The following is a 13,795-nucleotide window of genomic DNA, read 5'->3' as shown; positions in this document are numbered from 1 at the left end:
CTCACGCCTGCGCGCTCTCCTCCGCGAGCCCGAGCACGTCGAGGATCCAGGCGTACTCGAACGCGACCTCGCGCCAGCGCTCGTAGCGCCCGCTGACCCCGCCGTGCCCGGCCGTCATCTCGATCTTCAGCAGCGCCGGAGCCCCGACCTCGCGCAGCCGCGCCACCCACTTCGCCGGCTCCACGTAGAGCACCCGGGTGTCGTTGAGACTCGTCGTCGCGAGGATCCGCGGGTAGGCGACACCCTCGCGCACGTTCTCGTAGGGCGAGTAGGTCTTCATGTAGGCGTAGACGTCGGGATCGTGCAGCGGGTCGCCCCACTCGTCCCACTCGATCACCGTCAGCGGCAGCGACGGGTCGAGGATGGAGGTCAGCGCGTCCACGAACGGCACCTGCGCCAGGATCCCCGCGAAGGCCTCGGGGGCGAGGTTCGCCACCGCGCCCATCAGCAGTCCGCCGGCCGAGCCGCCCTGGGCGACCAGCCGCTCCGGAGTGGTGAAGCCCGCCGCGACGAGGTGCCGCGCGGCGTCGACGAAGTCGGTGAAGGTGGTGCGCTTGGCGAGGGTCTTCCCTTCCTCGTACCAGGAGCGGCCCATCTCCCCGCCGCCGCGGACGTGCGCGATGGCGAAGACCACGCCGCGATCCAGCAGCGAGAGGCGTGCGATCGAGAAGCCCGGGTCGATGCTCGCCTCGTAGGAGCCGTAGCCGTAGAGCAGGAGCGGCGCCGGCGCCTCGTCGGGTGCCGCCGCGTCGCGCCGCCAGACCAGCGAGAGCGGAATGCGCGTGCCGTCCGCGGCCGTCGCCCACTCGCGGCGCTGCACGTAGCGCTCGGGGTCGTAGTCGCCGAGGACCGGCTGCTGCTTGAGCACGGTCCGCTCGCCGGTCGCGACGTCGAGGGTGAGCACCGTGGACGGGGTCACGAACGAGGTGTAGGCGAGGCGCAGCGCGGGCTGCTGCCACTCCGGGTTGCCGGCCAGCCCGGCGTCGTAGAGCGGCTCGTCGAAGGCGATCTCCTCCAGCCGGGCGGCGCCGTCGGCCTCGACGAGCAGACCGAGCCGGGTCGCCCCCGCCTCGCGGTAGGAGACGACGACGTGGCGCGCGAAGGCGTCGACGCCCTCGATCCGCCGGCCGGGAGAGTGCGCGACGAGGACGCGGCGCTCGGCCGCGCGCTCCTCGGCGCCGCGGGAGAGATCGGCCGGCTCCTCGACGATCTCGAAGTCGAGCGCGCCGTCGTTGTGCACGATCAGGAGGCGGTCGCGCCCGTCGAGCACCGCGTGGTCGACCTCGTACTCCACGCCCTCGCGGCGCGGCCAGACCGAGCGGAACTCCCCGGTCGGATCGGCGGCGTCGAGCAGCAGGCACTCGCTGGTGATCTTGCTGCCGATCTCGATCACGAGGAACCGGCGGCTGCGGGTGAGGCCGACGCCGATCCAGTAGCGCTCGTCCGGCTCGGAGAAGACGACCTCGTCGCTGGTGGCCGCGGTGCCGACGGCGTGCCGCCAGATCGTGTCGGGCCGCCAGGACTCGTCGACGGTCGGATAGAAGACGAAGCGGGCGTCGGCGCCGAAGGTCGCACCGCCGCCGGTGCCCTCGATCACGTCGGGGAGGTCCTCGCCGGTGCCGAGGTCGCGGATGCGGAGCGTGTAGCGCTCGTCGCCCTCGACGTCGGTGCCGAAGAGCAGGTAGCGGCCGTCGCTGGACACGTCGAAGCTGCCGAGCGAGAAGAAGTCGTGGCCCTCGGCCTCGATGTTGCCGTCGAGGACGACCTGCTCGCCCTCGAGCGGTCCGCCCTCGGCGATCGACGGCGGCGTCCAGTCGTCCGGGCCGGCGATCGGGGCGCGGCAGTGCACGCCGTACTGGCGGCCCTCGTAGGAGCGGGAGAAGTACCACCAGCCGCCCTCCCGGACCGGCACCGAGAGGTCGGTCTCCTTGGTCCGCGAGCGGATCTCGTCGAAGAGGCGCTCGCGCAGCGGAGCGAGCGGGGCGAGCAGGGCGTCGGTGTAGGCGTTCTCGGCCTCGAGGTGCGCGAGGACCTCGGGGTCCTCCTTCTGCCGCAGCCACTCGTACTGATCGACCACCAGATCGCCGTGGTGACGGCGTTCGAGCGGGACACGGCGGGCGACGGGAGGGACGGGCGCGGTCATCGCTCCAGCCTAGATCCAGCGCGCCCCGCCGCCCGGCTGCCGCCGCGGGAGCCTCGCGCGTGCGCACAATGGACCATGGCTGACAGTGCGGACAGGACGACGGCGGACCGGACGCCGGCGGGCGCGCAGCGGCGCGTGCAGACCGAGGTGGAGCGCAAGTACGACGTCGAGGCCGACACCGCCCTCCCCGGGCTCCTCGGCGCCGGGACCGTCGCGACGGCCGTCGTCGAGGAGCCCGTCCGCCTCTCGGCCGAGTACTTCGACACCGCGGGCCGCGCGCTCTCCCGGGCCCGGATCACGCTCCGGCGCCGCGAGGGCGGCGGCGACGAGGGCTGGCACGTGAAGCTGCCGGGCTCCGCCGGTCGGACCGAGATCCACGCCCCGCTGACCGCGACCCGCACCGTCCCGCCCGGCGTCCGCGAGCCGGTGCTCGGCCACGTCGGCCGCGCACGGCTCGAGCCGCTCGCCACCCTCGAGACCGTCCGCGCGATCACCCGTGTCGCCGACTCCGCCGGCCGCCGCCTCGCCGAGATCGCCGACGACCTCGTCATCGCGAACGACCTGCGCTCGGGCGTCGAGCGCCGCTGGCGGGAGTGGGAGGTCGAGCTCCTCGACGTCCACGGCGCCGAGGGCGAGGCCGTCCTCGACGCGATCGAGGAGCGGTTGCTCGTGGCCGGCGCCCGCCCCGCCCAGAGCGCCTCGAAGCTGGCCCGGGCCACCGGGGGGCCGATCGAGGACGAGCACTCGGCCCCGGCCGACGGCGGGGAGGCGGCGCTCGCCGCGATCGGCGAGCTCCTCACGGGCCTGCGCGCCGTCGATCCGCGCGTCCGCCTCGAGGCCGACGACGCCCTGCACCGGATGCGCGTGCACACCCGGCGCCTGCGCAGCGTGCTCGCCGCCTCGCGCTCGGTGCTCGACCGCACGGCCCTCGATCCGCTCCGCGAGGAGCTGCGCTGGCTGGCCGGCGTCCTCGGCGCCGCCCGCGACGAGGAGGTCCTGGCCGAGCGCCTCCGCACCGCGATCGAGAAGGCGGGCGAGGGCCTGCACGCGAAGGCCGTCGGCGGCACCTCCCTCTTCGAGGCGATCGAGCGCCGGCACGCGATCGCCCTGCAGCGGGTCGCCAAGGCCCTGCGCGGCGCCCGCTACCTCGCCCTCCTCGACGCCCTGGACGCTCTGCTGGACGACCCGCCGCGGACCGCGAAGGCGGGCTCGAGCGCGAAGAAGCTCGTCCGCCGCTCCCTCGCGAAGGAGGTCGCCCGGCTCGACGCCGCCCGGACGGGCGAGGACGACCTCGAGGCCCGGCACGAGCTGCGCAAGGCCGCGAAGCGCCTGCGCTACGTCGTCGACGCCTGGAGCGCCGTCGTCCCGGAGGCGGTCGGCTCGAGGCAGCACTCGCTCGCGAAGGCCGCGAAGGCGGTCGCCGAGGCGCTCGGCGAGGAGCGCGACGCCCTCGCCGCCCGCGAGGCGCTGCGCGCGCACGCGCTCGTGGCGGCCCGCCGGGACGAGCCGGCGTTCGCCCTCGGTGCCGCCTCGGCGCACGAGGAACGACGCGCGGAGGAGGCCGCGGCGGCCGGGGACGCGGCACTGGAGAGGCTGCACTCCCTGTCAAGGTGAACGGCTCGGTCATCTGCACGAAACGGGCGGCGGATAATGTGAATCATGCCTTCCGTCCGTCCTCTGCCGTCTGCCCTCCTGCGCCCGCGCCATTTCGACCGCGACGACGTCGTCGTCCATGCCGGTCTGTTCTCGCTGGTGAACTCGAGTACGACCCCGCAGGCGGCCTGGACCGAGGACCTGATCGCGCTCGGCGAGGTGCTCGACGAGGCCGAGTTCCCCTACCGCCTCATCCGCGGGACCAAGGGCGCGCCGTTCCTCGCGATCGACCGCTCGCTCGGCGCAGAGCTCGCCACCCTGCTCGCGCGCGCCTTCGCGACCGAGCCCTTCTACGTGAAGACCCTCGACAAGCGCGGCACCCCGCCGCTGCTCCTGGCGGAGGGGGCCATCGCCCCGTACCCGCGCGCCGCGGTCTTCTCGCTCTTCCGCCCCCGCGTCTCCTCGAGCGGCTCGCTCCGCTACGGCGCCCGCAGCGGCGTCCGCCTCGAGTTCTGGAAGGTGGGCGAGGAGGAGATCACCACTCCCGCCGAGAACGCGCTGATGCGCAGCAGCCTCCCCGTCGCCGAGGCGATCGACGCGCACGTCGAGGCCTACGGCCGCACCTGGCCGACCTTCGAGGGCATGTTCGAGCCGCTCGTCAGCGACATCCGCTTCGACGTCGACATCGTCTTCTCCTGGGTCGACGGCACCGATCTCGAGTTCCAGCGCGCCCGCGCCGCCCGGATGGCGAGCTACGTCGTGGGCGAGGGCGACGACGCCCCGGCGCGCTTCCGTCAGATCGACGAGCTCAAGTACGCCCTGCGCAGCGTCTACATGTACGCGCCGTGGGTCCGGCACATCTACATCGTCACCGACTCGCCTCGCCCGCGCTGGCTCGACGAGCACCCCGACGTCACGCTGGTCCGCAGCGAGGACCACTTCCGCGACCTCTCGGTGCTGCCCACGCACAACTCGCACGCGGTCGAGAGCCAGCTGCACCGCATCCCGGGCCTGGCCGAGCACTTCCTCTACTCGAACGACGACATGTTCTTCGGCCGCCCCGTCGACCCGTCGATCTTCTTCTCGCCCGGCGGGATCACCAAGTTCATCGAGGCGACCACCCGGATCGGCATGGGCGACTCCAACGCGAGCCGCAGCGGCTTCGAGAACGCCGCCCGGGTCAACCGCCGGCTGCTCCGCGAGCGCTTCGGCGCGATGACGACCCGCCACCTCGAGCACGCCGCCACGCCGCTGCGCAAGACCGTGATGGCCGAGCTCGAGGCCGAGTTCGAGCCGGAGTTCACCGCGACGGCCGCGAGCCGCTTCCGCTCGGCGAGCGACGTCTCCGTCACCAACTCGCTCTACCACTACTACGCGCTGATGACCGGGCGCGCGGTCGTGCAGGAGAACGCCTCGGTGAAGTACGTCGACACGACGATGCACCAGGGCCTGAAGGACATGAAGAAGCTGCTGAAGAACCGCGGCGTCGACTTCTTCTGCCTCAACGACGGCAGCTTCCCCGAGATCTCGGCGGAGGTGCGGACCCGGGCCGTGATCGACTTCCTCGAGGAGTACTACCCGATCCCCGCCCCGTGGGAGACGGTCGAGTGATCACCGCCTGGACGCTCGGCGGGGCCGTCCTCGGCATCCTCCTCGGCATCGGCAGCTCGCTCGTCTTCCCGGGCATCGGGATCGGCGCGGGCATCGGCGTCGGGATCGCGCTCGGCGCGGCCCTCGCCTTCGCGGGCCGGCTCTTCGCGCTCGACCGCGCCCGGGGCCGCTCGAAGCGCTGACCCCGGAGGGAGCGCCGGCGGGCCCCGGAGGCGGTGCCGGCTAAGCGCTGACGCTCACCGGCTCGGCGACCGGCGGGTACAGCTTCTCCACCTGCTCGAGCGGGGCGGCCGTCGCCGGCGCGATCTCCACGCCGTGCGAGGCGAGGATCCGCTCGGTCTCGTTCGCCGAGACGTAGGACACCTCGGTCGAGGCGCCGATCGGCACCACCGAGTGCAGCACGGTGCCGTCGTAGACGTGGATGAGATTGAACGCCTGCGCGGAGTTGCGGGCGCGGGTGCCGCCGACGGGCACGTTGAGGTCCTGGGTGTAGCAGGTGGCCGACGCGACCGAGACGGGGATGCCGGCGAACGTCGCTGTCGAGGAGTAGTGCAGGTGCCCAGCGATGATGCTGCGGACGTCGGAGCCCTCGAGCACCTCGGCGAGGGCCGGCTGGTCGCGCAGCTCCACGAGCACCGAGAGGTCGAGCACACTCGGCACCGGCGGGTGGTGCAGCGCCAGGATCGTGCCGTGCGGCGCGGGGCTGGAGAGCTCCTCCGCGAGCCAGTCGAGCTGCGCGTCCGAGATCTCGCCGTAGTGGGCGCCGGGGACGGTCGAGTCGAGCGCGATGATCCGCAGCCCGTTCACGTCGTGCACGCGGTCGATGGGCTGCGTCGTCGGGAGCTGGTCGAGCAGCCCGGAGCGGAACGCCCCGCGGTCGTCGTGGTTGCCCATCACCCAGATCACCTCGGCACCGAGGCGGGCGGCGGCGGGCTCGACGACGGCGCGCAGCTTCGCGTACGCCTCCGGCTCGCCCTTGTCGGCCAGGTCGCCGGTGATGACGACCGCCTCCGGGCGCCCGCCCGAGGCCTCGAGCTCGTCGAACAGCCGGCGCAGCTGCGCCTCGCTGTCGACGTCGGAGCCGTACAGCCCGCCGTCTCCGGCGATGAAGTGGGTGTCGCTGAGGTGCAGGATGAAGTGGTTCGGCCGGGGGTACTCGGCCTGGCGGACAGTCATGATCCTCGGGTTCCACGATCGGTGGTGCCGGCTCGAACGGGCCGGCATCGGCACGGGATGTCGCTTGGTGCTGTACTGCTGATCCGCGGGCCAGGAACTGCTCCCACGACGCTCAGTCCATCATCGCGGGGTGAACGGACGGCCAACGAGGCCCGGCGCGTCATCGAACGGTTTTCCCAGATTCGGCGCGGAACGAACCAGCCGCACTCAGGTCGCGCTCACCCGGCGTCCACCGCACTCATCGACCCCGCGAGGGAAGCGCTCAGAGCTCGTGCAGGAGCCGGGCGTAGAAGGCGATCGCCCGCTCGAACTGGTCGACCTCGACCGACTCGTCGGCGCCGTGGATGCCGAGCTGCTGCTGCGGGCTGATCTCGAACGGGATGAAGCGGTACACGCCGTCGCTGATCGCGTGGAAGTGCCGGGCGTCGCTGCCGCCGGTCTGCACGTAGGGGGCGACGATCGCCTCCGGGAAGACCTCCTGCACCACGGCGCGGAGCACGTCGTACGCTTCGCCGTCGCCGGGCTCGCCGGTGGGGGAGACGGGCGAGGGCTCGTGGGCGACCCGCACCTCGATCTCGACCTCGGGGTCGTCGATGACGGCGCGGATGCGCTCGACCACGCCCGCGACGGTGCCGCCCGGGTTGATCCGCACGTTCGCGACGGCGCTCGCGGTCGAGGCGAGCACGTTCGCCCCGGTGCTGCCGCGCAGCTGCGTGATCGCGACGGTGGTCCGCAGCATGGCGGCCGAGCGGTTGGAGTGCGCGGCCAGGGCGCCGATCACGGCGTCGGGGTGCTCGTGCGGTCTCGCGTACCAGACGGCGTGCGCGGCGTCGGCGTGCGGCGCGGCGGCGCGGACCAGCTCGGCGATCGGCTCCGGGAGCGTCGAGGGGAACGGGTTCTCGGTGAGCCGGTGGATGGCCCGGGCGAGGCGCTGCGTCGCGAGCATGCCGGGCAGGGGCGGGGGAGCGGAGGCGTGGCCGCCGGCGTCGCGGCAGGTCAGCTCGAGGTTCATGATGCCGCGCTCGGTGACGCCGATCACGGCGATCGGCGTGGTCACTCCGGGCACGATGCCGCGGCGGACGTTGCCGCCCTCGTCCAGCACGAAGCGGGGGCGGACGCCGCGCGCGCCGAGCAGGGCGACGATCGAGGGGGCGCCGTCGCCGGCCGTCTCCTCGTTGTGGGTCGAGACGAGGTAGACGTCGCGGCGGGGGCGCTCGCCGCGCAGCACGGCGGCCTCGACGGCCTCGAGCAGCGCGACCAGGGATCCCTTGTCGTCGAGCGCGCCGCGCCCCACGACCGCGGTCCGGCCGTCCGGCCGGAGGACGGTATCGGCGGAGAAGGGGGCGATCGACCAGTCGTCGGGGGTGACGCTGACCACGTCGTAGTGGGCCATCAGCACCGACGGATCGCCGTCCTCCGTGCCGCGCCAGCGCCAGACGAGCGAGTGGCCGGCCACCGTCTCGCGCTCGAGGGCGCCGTGCAGCGCGGGGTAGAACTGCTCGAGCAGCTCCTGGAACACGCGGAAGCGGCTCCAGTCGTTCTCGGACTCGTCGGAGTGCGACACCGTGTCGACCCGCAGCAGGGCCTGGAAGCGCTCGAGCGCGGTCGTCGTCACCGGGCTAGCCTACGACGGCGGTCCCGACCCCTCGGACCCGGGGAGCGGAGGTGCGGAGTGGGCGATGCGCCGCGGCAGTCCGCTCTGCCCGAGGTCTGCGTCGTCTACGTCCTGCGCGAGTCGCCCGGCGGCACCGAGGTGCTGCTCGGGCGGAAGCTCCGCGGTCTCGGCGAAGGCCGGGTCGTCGCGCCCGGCGGCAAGCTCGAGCCGGGGGAGTCGCCTGCCGAGGCGGCCGTCCGCGAGCTGGCGGAGGAGGTCGGCCTGCGCGCGGACCCCGGCGACCTCGAGCCGCGCGGCTCGCTCGACTACCTCTTCCCGCACCGCCCCGCCTGGAGCCAGCGCTCGCACGTCTTCCTCTGCCGCCGCTGGGCCGGCGACGTCGTCGCGTCCGGCGAGCTCGACGCCGCCATCGTCCCGCTCGACGCGGTGCCGTTCGAGCGGATGTGGGACGACGCGCGCTTCTGGCTGCCGGCTGTCCTGCGCTCCGGCGCTGTCGTCGACCGCACCTTCGAGTTCGGCGCCGACCTCGAGCACGTCGTCGACCGGCCCTGATTCCGCCGTCCAGACGCGTTGCCGCCAGATCTTCGACGCCTCCTCGGTGCTTCGTCGATCGTTCTCGAGCGGAAGAGGGATCCCGGCCCCGGGCGACCCCCGCGCTGGAGAAGAGGTGACGGCGATGAGGATTCGCTTCCTGCGGAGGACTGCGGCGGCGCTGGCCGTTCTGGCGACCGTGCTGGGCATCGGTGCGCTCACGACGGCGCCCGCGGCAGCACTGACGTCGGGGACGAGGTCGAACGAGCCCTGGGTGGTCGAGGTGTACGGCACATGGTTCGGCTCGCAGAACAGCAGTTGCACCGGGACGGCGATCGCCGCGGACTGGGTGGTCACGGCGGGACACTGCAGTTCGCACCAGGTGTTCTACCGCTACACCCCGACTCCGGGGGCGGACGAGGTGAGGGAGGAGGTCGCGGTGGCGGAGGAGATCTCCCTCGCTCCCGCAGACCTGAAGCTCCTCCGCCTCTCCCGACCGCACGAGCTGCCGCGCTACCCCACCCTGGATCCGCACGGGTACCACGTCGGTTCGGCCGGCGCCGTGTACGGGATGGCGGACGGCCTCCTCGCGCTGCAGCGGACGGAGAAGGTCTGGGTCACCGGGTTCCGGCGGTCGAAGGAGGGCGTCTTCACGATCGTCACCACCGCGACCACGGGCGCCGTCGAGCAGATCGTGCAACCGGGCGACTCGGGCGGAGCTCTCATCGTCGCCGGGAATCTCGTGGGCGTGACCACCGGCAGGACCTCCGCGCACGAATCCGAGCAGAGTGTGACGTACGCCGACGTGCGGCCCGTGGTGGAGAAGTTGTGGGAGCTGGAGGTGCACGGTCGGTTCCCTCGGGGGGCGGAGTCGACGACGACTGCGGACATCACGGACGTCTCGGTCGTTCGCGGGTTCGCGGAGGTGACGATGAGCGAGGCGGTGTACTCCGGGAAGCGCGTCGTGGTCTGGATCGACGGCCGCTACGCGGGTGATCTGAACGACGACAGAGGGTGGTCCGTGTGGCGGTACAGCGTCCCGGGCGGCACGAAGATCGTCCCCACCACGCCGGTCGAGGACGGGGACGTCGTCCAGGTCGGTGCACTCGCGTCGGGTACCGACCTCGTCGAAGCCGATCCGCTGTTCCGGAAGACACTGAACGGGGTGAACGGTGTCCAGCGGACCGGCGACCGGGTCGCGGTGACGATGAGTCGTGCCCTGGTGCACTCCGGCGAGCGGGTCCTCGTCTGGGTGAACGGGGCGTACTACGCCGATGTGCAGAACGACGTCTCGCACTACGCGTCCAAGACCACCATCGACGGTGCCTCGATCGTGACTCCCGACGGCACCGTGAAGGACGGCGACCTGGTCCGGATCGGAGTGGTCCCCGACGGCACCGACGTCGATCAGGCCGAGATCCTCGACGCCCGCGTCCTCTGAGGCCGGCGCCGGCCGCGGTGGTCGAGGCGCGGCGGCTAGACCTCGAGCACGTCGCCGGGCTCGAGCGCGTGGTACTCGCCGCCGCCCTCGCGGGTCGCCCAGCCCAGGCGGTCGTGGCCGAGCTTCTGCCCGGCCTCGGAGAGCACCCGCTCGTGCGTCGCGAAGGCGTGCCGCGGGGCGAGCGCGAGGACGTAGTCGATCGATTCGGCGATCTTCATCCACGGGGCACCGGAGGGCGCGGCCAGCACCTCGACGTCGACGCCGGTCGGCACGGTGAACGAGTCGCCGGCGTAGTAGAGCCGGTCGTTCACCAGGACGCCGACGTTGTCGATCACCGGGATGGAGGAGTGGATCACGGCGTGCCGCGAGCCGAAGAAGCGCAGGCGGAACGGTCCGACCTCGACGACGTCGCCCTCGGCGACCGTCTCGACGTCGAAGCCCTCGGCCGCTGCGGCGACTCCGGCCGGCCCGAGCACGCGCAGGGCCGGGTTCGCCGCGCGGAGCCGCTCCAGCTGCTCCGGCGTCCAGTGGTCGGCGTGCTCGTGGGTGATCACGACCGCGACCGTCTCGGCCGTCCCCTCCACGGGGCGGGTGAAGGAGCCGGGGTCGATGACGAGCCGCGAGCCCGCCTCCTCGACGAGGACGGTGGCGTGCTCGAGCTTGGTCAGTCGCATGCTCCGAGCCTCGCGTGCTGCCCCTCGGCTCGCAAGGGAGAGAGGGCGGGACCGGCCGCGGCCCGCTCGATTTGCACCGACGCGGATCCGTGTGCAACACTCTTCGAGTTGCAAAAACGCGGCCCCATCGTTTAGCGGCCTAGGACGTCGCCCTCTCACGGCGGTAACGCGGGTTCAAATCCCGCTGGGGTCACCACGGCAACACGAGAAGAACCCCCGGTCACGGCCGGGGGTTCTTCTCGTTTAACGGTCTCTCCCGGGGAGCGGCCATCGGAATCCGCACCGCCCGGAAGGTCGTCCCATGCAAGAGCTGCCCGTCTGGTTCGTGACCGGCTCGTTCATCGTCCTGAGCCTGATCCTCGCGGCCGACCTGCTGCTGGTCTACAAGCGCCCGCACGTCCCGAGCCTGAAGGAGTCCGGCCTCTGGGTCGGCTTCTACGTCGCGCTCGCGCTGGTCTTCGCGCTGGTGATGCTGCTGCTGGGCGGGGGAGAGGTCGCCGGCCAGTTCGTCGCGGGCTGGCTGACGGAGTACAGCCTCTCGATCGACAACCTGTTCGTCTTCGTGATCATCATGGGCCGCTTCGCGGTGCCGCCGAAGTACCAGCAGGAAGTGCTGATGGTGGGCATCATCATCGCGCTGATCTTCCGCGGGGTGTTCATCCTGCTGGGCGCGCAGCTGATCGAGAGCTTCAGCTGGATCTTCTACCTCTTCGGCGCCTTCCTCGTCTACACCGCCTGGAATCAGGCGTTCGGCAAGGAGGACGAGAACGAGGGCACCGACAACCTCCTCATCCGCCTGCTGCGCAAGCGCGTGAAGATCTCGGACGAGTTCGACGGCTCGAAGATCCGCACGGTAAAGGACGGCAAGAAGTACTTCACGCCGATGCTGATCGTGTTCCTGGCGATCGGCTCGACCGATCTGCTGTTCGCGCTCGACTCGATCCCGGCGATCTTCGGCATCACCGAGAGCCCGTTCATCGTCTTCACCGCGAACATCTTCGCCCTGATGGGTCTGCGCCAGCTCTACTTCCTGCTCGGCGGTCTGATCGACAAGCTCGAGTACCTCAAGTACGGCATCGCCTTCATCCTCGCCTTCATCGGCGTGAAGCTCGTGCTGCACGCCCTGCACGAGAACGACCTGCCGTTCCTCAACGGCGGCGAGCCGCTGCCGGTCTGGGACATCGATACGATCACCTCGCTGGCCGTGATCGTGGTCAGCATGACCGTCGCCACCGTCGCGAGCCTCGTCAAGATGCGCCGCGAGCACTCCCACATCGAGATGCACGACGGTCACCCGGAGGTCGTCGCCGACGCCGACGGCCAGGACCGTGCGCCCGAGAAGTGAGCGCACGGGAAGAGCAGCAGTGAAGTGAGGCCGACCACGTGAGCCCGACGACGACCACGACGACCGTCGACCTGCCGCAGGGGACCCTCGGGCTGACGGTGTCCAGCTGCACCGACGTCGGCGCGGTCCGCAAGGTGAACGAGGACTCGCTCCTCGTCGATCCGCCGCTGCTGGCCGTCGCCGACGGCATGGGCGGGCACGCCCGCGGCGATCTGGCCAGTTCGACCGCGGTGGACAGCCTGCGCGCGAACGCCCCCGCCGGACTCGGCCCGGCGGCGGACGTCTTCGCGCTGGTCGAGGCCGCGAACACCGCCGTCCGCGACCTCGATGTCGGCGGCGCCCTCTGCGGCACGACGCTGACGGGGCTCACGCTCGTCCGGCCGGCGGACGGCGGCCACGCCTCCTGGGCGCTGTTCAACGTCGGCGACTCGCGCGTCTACCGCTGGGACGGGGCCGGGATCCAGCAGGTCACCGTCGACCACTCCGCCGTGCAGGAGCTGGTCTCGGCCGGGCTGCTGACCCGCGAGGCCGCGGAGTCGCACCCCGACCGCAACATCGTGACGCGGGCGCTCGGTGCCGACGACGAGGTCGAGACCGATGTCTGGACGCTGCCGATCGTGCCCCGCGCGAGCTATCTGCTCTGCTCGGACGGGCTGACCAAGGAGCTGCCCGACCGGCGGATCGCCGCCCTGTTCGCCCGGCGCGACGCCGGTGCCCTCGAGGGCGCGGATCTCGCCGAAGCGCTCGTGCGCGAGGCGATCGAGGCGGGCGGGCGGGACAACGTGACGGTCGTCGTCGTCGACGCCGTGCTGACGCCCCGGGCCTGATTCTCACGGAGAGTGCCCCTCCAACAGGTCGCGCGATCCCCGCCCCCTGACTGCAGAGCCGGGCTGTCGATTGGCATACTGGTCGGATGGACACCGTCGAGGCTCTCGATCGCGCGAAGACGCGCTTCGCAGAGGGGGACGTCCGAGGCGCTGTGTCGCTCCTCGAGCGCTGCGTCGAAGCCGACCCCACCTGGCTCGATCCCCGGGTGCTGCTCTCCGAGCTCTACCGCCGCTCCGGCGATCTGATCGAGGCGGGCCGCTGGGGCTACCTGATCGAGAACTGCGCCGCCCCCGAGGAGCGCCGTGCCTTCGAGCGCGCGCTGGTGCGCACCGACGAGGACCCGTTCGAGTTCGCCGAGCGCGCGCTGGTCCGCCCGCTCGAGCTCGCGGCCGAGTCCTCGCACGCCGCGATGATGCTGGCCGCGCTGCCCGACCGGATCGACGAGGCCGAGCGCTTCGAGCGGGAGTCGCCCGATCCGCTGGACGGCGAGTGGTTCGAGCACGAGGCGCTGCCGGTGAAGCGGCGCTCCGGCTTCGTCGGCATGGTCGGTGCCGCGGCCGCCGCCGTCTTCGTGGTCGGCGGCGTGGTCGTCGGCGCGGCGGCGCTGCTGGTGGTCCCCGCGGTGCTCCTCGCGATGCTCGTCGCACCCTGACAGCGTCCCGTTCCGGCGGCTGGTCGGCGCGGAGCGGCCTCCCCGTCCGCGGGTCGGCGCGGTGCTATCCTCGGTCAATGCTGTTCGGCCGGCTCCTCCTTCTCCGCCGCGACGAGACCTCGATCTGACAGGCCTCTCTCGTCGCGGTGTCTCTCGTGGGCTGACCACCGTTCCTGAGGAAGAGAA

12 protein-coding genes and 1 tRNA gene are annotated in these 13,795 nt (G+C 72.0%); 9 read left to right on the top strand and 4 right to left on the bottom strand.

The features are described from left to right. Position 1: 1 nt before the first annotated feature. Positions 2-2,143: a S9 family peptidase gene (locus tag GSU72_RS12340; RefSeq protein ID WP_159985320.1), complete on the bottom strand. Its 2,142-nt coding sequence runs from the start codon at positions 2,141-2,143 to the stop codon at positions 2-4. 75 nt (positions 2,144-2,218) lie between these two features. Here GSU72_RS12340 and GSU72_RS12335 point away from each other — a divergent pair, with 75 nt between their 5' ends. Genes GSU72_RS12335 through GSU72_RS12325 form a run of 3 tightly spaced genes read left to right on the top strand, consistent with a single transcriptional unit; the run spans position 2,219 to position 5,529 of the window. After that, a complete protein-coding gene (locus GSU72_RS12335; protein ID WP_159985318.1) occupies positions 2,219-3,757 on the top strand; it encodes a CYTH and CHAD domain-containing protein in 1,539 nt (512 codons plus the stop codon). A 45-nt stretch (positions 3,758-3,802) separates the two neighbouring features. Next, a complete protein-coding gene (locus tag GSU72_RS12330; RefSeq protein WP_159985316.1) occupies positions 3,803-5,347 on the top strand; it encodes a stealth family protein in 1,545 nt (514 codons plus the stop codon). After that, positions 5,344-5,529 (top strand): hypothetical protein, encoded by a 186-nt coding sequence (locus tag GSU72_RS12325; protein ID WP_159985314.1) that lies wholly within the window; start codon positions 5,344-5,346, stop codon positions 5,527-5,529. Before GSU72_RS12330 ends, GSU72_RS12325 begins: the two co-directional genes overlap by 4 nt. Before the next feature lie 40 nt (positions 5,530-5,569). On the opposite strand, the gene GSU72_RS12320 is transcribed toward GSU72_RS12325, so the two are convergent. Further along, on the bottom strand, positions 5,570-6,523 hold the full coding sequence (locus GSU72_RS12320; protein WP_159985312.1) for a phosphodiesterase: 954 nt from the start codon (positions 6,521-6,523) through the stop codon (positions 5,570-5,572). 262 nt (positions 6,524-6,785) lie between these two features. Beyond that, a complete protein-coding gene (locus tag GSU72_RS12315) occupies positions 6,786-8,138 on the bottom strand; it encodes a M20/M25/M40 family metallo-hydrolase (protein ID WP_159985311.1) in 1,353 nt (450 codons plus the stop codon). A 57-nt stretch (positions 8,139-8,195) separates the two neighbouring features. Here GSU72_RS12315 and GSU72_RS12310 point away from each other — a divergent pair, with 57 nt between their 5' ends. After that, a complete protein-coding gene (locus GSU72_RS12310; RefSeq protein ID WP_159985309.1) occupies positions 8,196-8,690 on the top strand; it encodes an NUDIX domain-containing protein in 495 nt (164 codons plus the stop codon). Between the two features lie 46 nt (positions 8,691-8,736). Further along, positions 8,737-10,110: a trypsin-like serine protease gene (locus tag GSU72_RS12305; RefSeq protein ID WP_159985308.1), complete on the top strand. Its 1,374-nt coding sequence runs from the start codon at positions 8,737-8,739 to the stop codon at positions 10,108-10,110. Positions 10,111-10,145: 35 nt separating this feature from the next. Here the strand turns inward: GSU72_RS12305 and GSU72_RS12300 are convergent, their stop codons facing one another. Continuing rightward, positions 10,146-10,784, bottom strand: coding sequence for an MBL fold metallo-hydrolase (locus GSU72_RS12300; protein ID WP_159985306.1), 639 nt, complete (start codon positions 10,782-10,784; stop codon positions 10,146-10,148). A gap of 120 nt (positions 10,785-10,904) precedes the next feature. On the opposite strand from GSU72_RS12300, the gene GSU72_RS12295 reads away from it, so the two are divergent. The 4 genes from GSU72_RS12295 to GSU72_RS12280 all read left to right on the top strand — a co-directional run bounded on the left by GSU72_RS12295 (position 10,905) and on the right by GSU72_RS12280 (position 13,609). Then, positions 10,905-10,980 (top strand) — tRNA-Glu (locus GSU72_RS12295). 105 nt (positions 10,981-11,085) lie between these two features. Then, positions 11,086-12,129, top strand: coding sequence for a TerC family protein (locus GSU72_RS12290; RefSeq protein WP_159985304.1), 1,044 nt, complete (start codon positions 11,086-11,088; stop codon positions 12,127-12,129). A gap of 38 nt (positions 12,130-12,167) precedes the next feature. Then, complete coding sequence (locus GSU72_RS12285; protein ID WP_244255790.1) at positions 12,168-12,956, top strand: protein phosphatase 2C domain-containing protein; 789 nt, start codon at positions 12,168-12,170, stop codon at positions 12,954-12,956. Positions 12,957-13,042: 86 nt separating this feature from the next. After that, complete coding sequence (locus GSU72_RS12280; RefSeq protein WP_159985302.1) at positions 13,043-13,609, top strand: DUF6584 family protein; 567 nt, start codon at positions 13,043-13,045, stop codon at positions 13,607-13,609. The last annotated feature ends 186 nt before the right edge of the window (positions 13,610-13,795 follow it).

Source organism: Rathayibacter sp. VKM Ac-2760, assembly GCF_009834185.1.
Taxonomy (GTDB): domain Bacteria; phylum Actinomycetota; class Actinomycetes; order Actinomycetales; family Microbacteriaceae; genus Rathayibacter.
Note: the sequence above shows the minus strand (reverse complement) of the source record. Positions and strands in the feature narration are given on the sequence as shown.

Coding starts and splice junctions, on each gene's coding strand:
- GSU72_RS12300 (WP_159985306.1), bottom strand. CDS start 10,784: ATGCGACTGACCAAGCTCGAGCACGCCACCGTCCTCGTCGAGGAGGCG.
- GSU72_RS12330 (WP_159985316.1), top strand. CDS start 3,803: ATGCCTTCCGTCCGTCCTCTGCCGTCTGCCCTCCTGCGCCCGCGCCAT.
- GSU72_RS12320 (WP_159985312.1), bottom strand. CDS start 6,523: ATGACTGTCCGCCAGGCCGAGTACCCCCGGCCGAACCACTTCATCCTG.
- GSU72_RS12290 (WP_159985304.1), top strand. CDS start 11,086: ATGCAAGAGCTGCCCGTCTGGTTCGTGACCGGCTCGTTCATCGTCCTG.
- GSU72_RS12280 (WP_159985302.1), top strand. CDS start 13,043: ATGGACACCGTCGAGGCTCTCGATCGCGCGAAGACGCGCTTCGCAGAG.
- GSU72_RS12335 (WP_159985318.1), top strand. CDS start 2,219: ATGGCTGACAGTGCGGACAGGACGACGGCGGACCGGACGCCGGCGGGC.
- GSU72_RS12340 (WP_159985320.1), bottom strand. CDS start 2,143: ATGACCGCGCCCGTCCCTCCCGTCGCCCGCCGTGTCCCGCTCGAACGC.